Source organism: Azospirillum sp. B506 (genome assembly GCF_000333595.1).
Lineage (GTDB): Bacteria > Pseudomonadota > Alphaproteobacteria > Azospirillales > Azospirillaceae > Azospirillum.
In genome coordinates, this window is sequence record NZ_BADK01000849.1 from 1 (window position 1) to 4,157 (window position 4,157).

3 protein-coding genes and 2 pseudogenes are annotated in these 4,157 nt (G+C 65.6%); 1 reads left to right on the forward strand and 4 read right to left on the reverse strand.

Annotated elements, in window-relative coordinates; genetic code table 11:
- From I71_RS26385 to I71_RS26400, 4 genes and pseudogenes are all read right to left on the reverse strand, one after another.
- Positions 1-251: pseudogene (locus tag I71_RS26385) on the reverse strand (50S ribosomal protein L3); the annotation flags it as partial.
- Between the two features lie 60 nt (positions 252-311).
- The gene (gene rpsJ / locus I71_RS26390; protein ID WP_012973204.1) at positions 312-620 is read right to left on the reverse strand and encodes a 30S ribosomal protein S10; all 309 of its coding nucleotides are present in this window, start codon (positions 618-620) and stop codon (positions 312-314) included.
- 540 nt (positions 621-1,160) lie between these two features.
- Positions 1,161-2,351 carry an elongation factor Tu gene (gene tuf, locus I71_RS26395; RefSeq protein WP_014246875.1) on the reverse strand — a complete coding sequence of 397 codons (1,191 nt, stop codon included), beginning with the start codon at positions 2,349-2,351 and terminating at the stop codon, positions 1,161-1,163.
- A gap of 38 nt (positions 2,352-2,389) precedes the next feature.
- A pseudogene (locus I71_RS26400) lies at positions 2,390-3,535 on the reverse strand (elongation factor G); the annotation flags it as partial.
- 76 nt (positions 3,536-3,611) lie between these two features.
- Between I71_RS26400 and gloB the strand changes: the two are divergent.
- The coding region (gloB, locus tag I71_RS26405; RefSeq protein ID WP_042700988.1) for a hydroxyacylglutathione hydrolase at positions 3,612-4,157 on the forward strand (546 nt) is incomplete at its 3' end.

The window sequence follows — 4,157 nt, forward strand, 5'->3', positions numbered from 1 at the left end:
CGGAACTCGACCAGCTCGCGCTTCGGTTCCACACGCGCCTTGGCGAAATGCCCACGCTCAGGCTTGTTGACGTTCTTGACCTTGATGGCGCCCGCACCGAGCTGGACGGCGGTGTAGCCATCCTTGTCCTCGGTACGAACGGCGACGACCTGGCAGCTGTCGACTTTCAGCACAGTGACCGGAACATGCTGGCCGTCGTCCGTGAAGACGCGGGTCATGCCGACCTTCTGCGCGATCAAACCGGATCGCATTGTTCTTTATCTCCTGACCAGGGACATCCGCTTACCGGAGAGGTCCCTTACCAACCAAAATCAGAGCTTGATCTCGACGTCGACGCCGGCGGCGAGGTCGAGCTTCATCAGCGCATCCACGGTCTGCGGCGTCGGATCGACGATGTCGAGCAGGCGCTTGTGGGTGCGGATCTCGAACTGCTCGCGCGACTTCTTGTCGATGTGCGGCGAGCGGTTCACGGTGAACTTTTCGATGTGCGTCGGCAGGGGAATCGGGCCCCGCACGCGCGCGCCGGTCCGCTTGGCGGTGTTGACGATCTCGCTGGTCGACTGGTCGAGCACACGATGATCGAACGCCTTCAGACGGATGCGGATGTTCTGGCTGTCCATGTCCAAACGTCCCTTGCACCTTCTAGCGATGACGCGGACGCGTCACCGGAACTCCACGAGCTTGCTCCTGGGCATCGCCGACAGCACAAGGCCGCGCGCCGAACCACCGAAGCGGGGCCGACGGGCGACACTGTGACCAAAGCGACGGGCCGATACGAAAAGAAACATCCCCTGCGCGGATCGCGCGGAGGGGATGTTTCGATCAGCAGACGGCGCGCCCCACTGGGAGGCGCGCCGTGCCGTTCGTCTCGGGCTGCGTCTAGGCCGAAGCTGCCTACCACCAACCCAAAATCCAGAGGGCGTATTCTCTAGGCGTTCATCGCCCGCCTGTCAATCCCGAATCTCCCCCCGGATCGGAGGAAGCTGGGTTGACAGGCGGACGGTCCCGAACACCGACGCCCGATGGCTAGAACCGGGCGGGACGCCCTACCTGCTTGCGCGGGGAAGACGGCCCGTCTCAACCAACCAGCGGCGGGATCGCCCCCGCCGCCCTACCCTTCCGTTCCGGCTTTCACCTTGCGGCGTCCGCCGGACAGGTCATCACTCGACGATCTTGGCAACGACGCCGGCGCCGACGGTGCGGCCACCCTCGCGGATGGCGAAGCGCAGGCCTTCGTCCATGGCGATCGGGGCGATCAGCGCCACTTCCATGGCGACGTTGTCGCCCGGCATCACCATCTCGACGCCTTCCGGCAGCGACACCATGCCCGTCACGTCCGTCGTCCGGAAGTAGAACTGCGGACGGTAGTTGGTGAAGAACGGGGTGTGGCGGCCGCCCTCTTCCTTCGTCAGGATGTAGGCTTCGGCCTTGAACTTGGTGTGCGGGGTGATCGAACCCGGCTTGGCCAGAACCTGGCCGCGCTCGACGTCCTCGCGCTTCGTGCCACGCAGCAGCGCGCCGATGTTGTCGCCGGCTTCACCCGAGTCGAGCAGCTTGCGGAACATCTCGACGCCGGTCACCGTCGTCTTCACCGTCGCCTTCAGGCCGACGATCTCGACTTCGTCACCAACCTTCACGATGCCACGCTCGACGCGGCCGGTCACCACCGTGCCGCGGCCAGAGATCGAGAACACGTCTTCGATCGGCATCAAGAACGGACGGTCCTTCGGACGCTCCGGCTGCGGGATGTACTCGTCAACCGTCTTCATCAGCGCCAGGACGGCGTCACGGCCGATCTCCGGCTGACGGTCTTCCAGCGCGCACAGGGCCGAGCCCTTGGTGATCGGAATGTCGTCGCCCGGGAACTGGTAGGACGACAGAAGCTCGCGAACTTCCAGCTCGACCAGCTCCAGCAGCTCCGGATCGTCGACCATGTCGACCTTGTTCATGAACACGACCAGCGCCGGAACGCCAACCTGGCGCGCCAGCAGGATGTGCTCGCGGGTCTGCGGCATCGGGCCGTCGGCGGCAGACACGACCAGGATCGCGCCGTCCATCTGCGCGGCACCCGTGATCATGTTCTTCACATAGTCGGCGTGGCCGGGGCAGTCGACGTGCGCGTAGTGGCGGTTGGTCGTCTCGTACTCGACGTGCGCCGTCGAGATCGTGATGCCGCGCGCCTTCTCTTCCGGCGCCTTGTCGATCTGGTCGTAAGCGGTGAAGGTCGCGCCGCCGGACTCCGCCAGCACCTTCGTGATCGCCGCCGTCAGCGACGTCTTGCCGTGGTCGACGTGGCCGATCGTGCCAACGTTGCAGTGCGGCTTGTTCCGCTCGAACTTTGCCTTGGCCATGGGGTGGTCTCTCCGTTTCTCAATCGTTCCAGCGGTCTTCAGGCCACCTTGGCGCGGACACCGTCCGCGATGGCCTGTGGCACCGGCTCATAATGGTCGAACTGCATGCTGTACTGCGCACGGCCCTGACTCATGGAGCGCAGGGAGTTCACATAGCCGAACATGGCCGCCAAGGGAACCAGTCCCGTGACGATTCGCGCGTTGCCGCGCTGATCCATGCCGGTGATCTGTCCGCGGCGGCCGTTCAGGTCGCCGATGACATCGCCCATATAATCGTCCGGCGTGATGATTTCGACCCGCATCAGCGGCTCCAACAGTGCCGGAACGGCCTTTGTCATCGCCTCGCGGAAGGCGGTCCGCGCCGCAAGTTCAAAGGCCAGCGGCGAGCTGTCGACGTCATGCGCCTCGCCGCCGATCAAGGTCGCCTTGACGTCCACCACTGGATAGCCGGCAACCGCACCGGAGTCCTTTGCGGCCTCCAGCCCCTTCTGCACGCCGGCGACGAACTCGCGCGGCAGGCCTGCCGCCCGGCTCTCGAAAACGAAGCCGGCGCCGCGATCCAGCGCCTCCAGTTTCAGCGTCACGCGCGCGAACTGGGCGCGGTCGCCGGTCTGCCGGGCGTGGACATGGTCGATCTCGGCGGACCGCAGGACGGTTTCGCGATAGGCGACCTTCGGCGCGCCGACGGCGGCATCGACGCGGAACTCGCGCTTCATGCGGTCGACGATGATGTCGAGATGCAGTTCGCCCATGCCACGGATCACGGTCTGGCCGCTTTCACGGTCCACGGAGACCTGCAGGGACGGATCCTCATGGCCGAGCCGGTTCAGCGCCGCCGCCATCTTCTCATGATCCGCATCGGTCCGCGGTTCCACCACGATCTCGATCACCGGCTCGGGAACGTCCAGGCGCTCCAGCACGATCGGCTTGGCGGGATCGCACAGCGTGTCGCCGGTGGCGGTGTGCTCCAGTCCGGCGAAGGCGACGATGTCGCCGGTGTGGGCACGCTCGATGTCCTCGCGGCTGTTGGCATGCATCAGCAGCATGCGCCCGATCTTCTCGCGCTCGCCCTTCACCGGATTGAGCAGCGAATCGCCGACGTTGGCTGTGCCGGAATAGATGCGGCAGAAGGTGAGCGTCCCGACATAGGGATCGTTCATCACCTTGAAGGCCAGGCCGGAGAAGGTCGACGATATCAGTGTACATGGTGTCCCAAGCGTAACACGGGTTTCGCATCGCAACAGCAGGGAGTCCGCTGCCGTGGAGGTCATTCTCGTTCCGGCTTTCGCCGACAACTATATCTATGTGCTGCGCGACGCGGCATCCGGCAAGGTCGGCGTGGTCGATCCCGGCGATGCCGCGCCGGTGCAGGCGGAGCTGGAGCGGCGTGGCTGGACCCTGACCCACATCTTCCTGACCCATCACCATGACGACCATATCGGCGGGGCGGCGGCGCTGAAGGACCGCTACCGCGCCAGCGTGGTCGGCGCCCGCGCCGACGCCCACCGCATCCCCGGCCTGGACGTGATGCTCGGTGACGGCGACCGCACGGTGTTCGGCGAGCAGACGGCGCGCGTCTTCGCCGTGCCCGGCCACACCAGCGGCCACATCGCCTTCTGGTTCGAGGCGGCGGAGACGCTGTTCAGCGGCGATACGCTGTTTTCGCTGGGCTGCGGCCGGCTGTTCGAGGGCACGCCGGCCCAGATGTGGGAGTCGCTGCAAAGCCTGCGGGCGCTGACCGAACATACCCGCGTTTATTGCGGTCACGAATACACCCAGTCGAACGGGCGGCTTCGCGCTGACCGT

What these genes read in the sequence shown, in the direction of transcription:
- rpsJ (WP_012973204.1), bottom strand. Translation starts at nt 620, where the DNA reads ATGGACAGCCAGAACATCCGCATCCGTCTGAAGGCGTTCGATCATCGT.
- tuf (WP_014246875.1), bottom strand. Translation starts at nt 2,351, where the DNA reads ATGGCCAAGGCAAAGTTCGAGCGGAACAAGCCGCACTGCAACGTTGGC.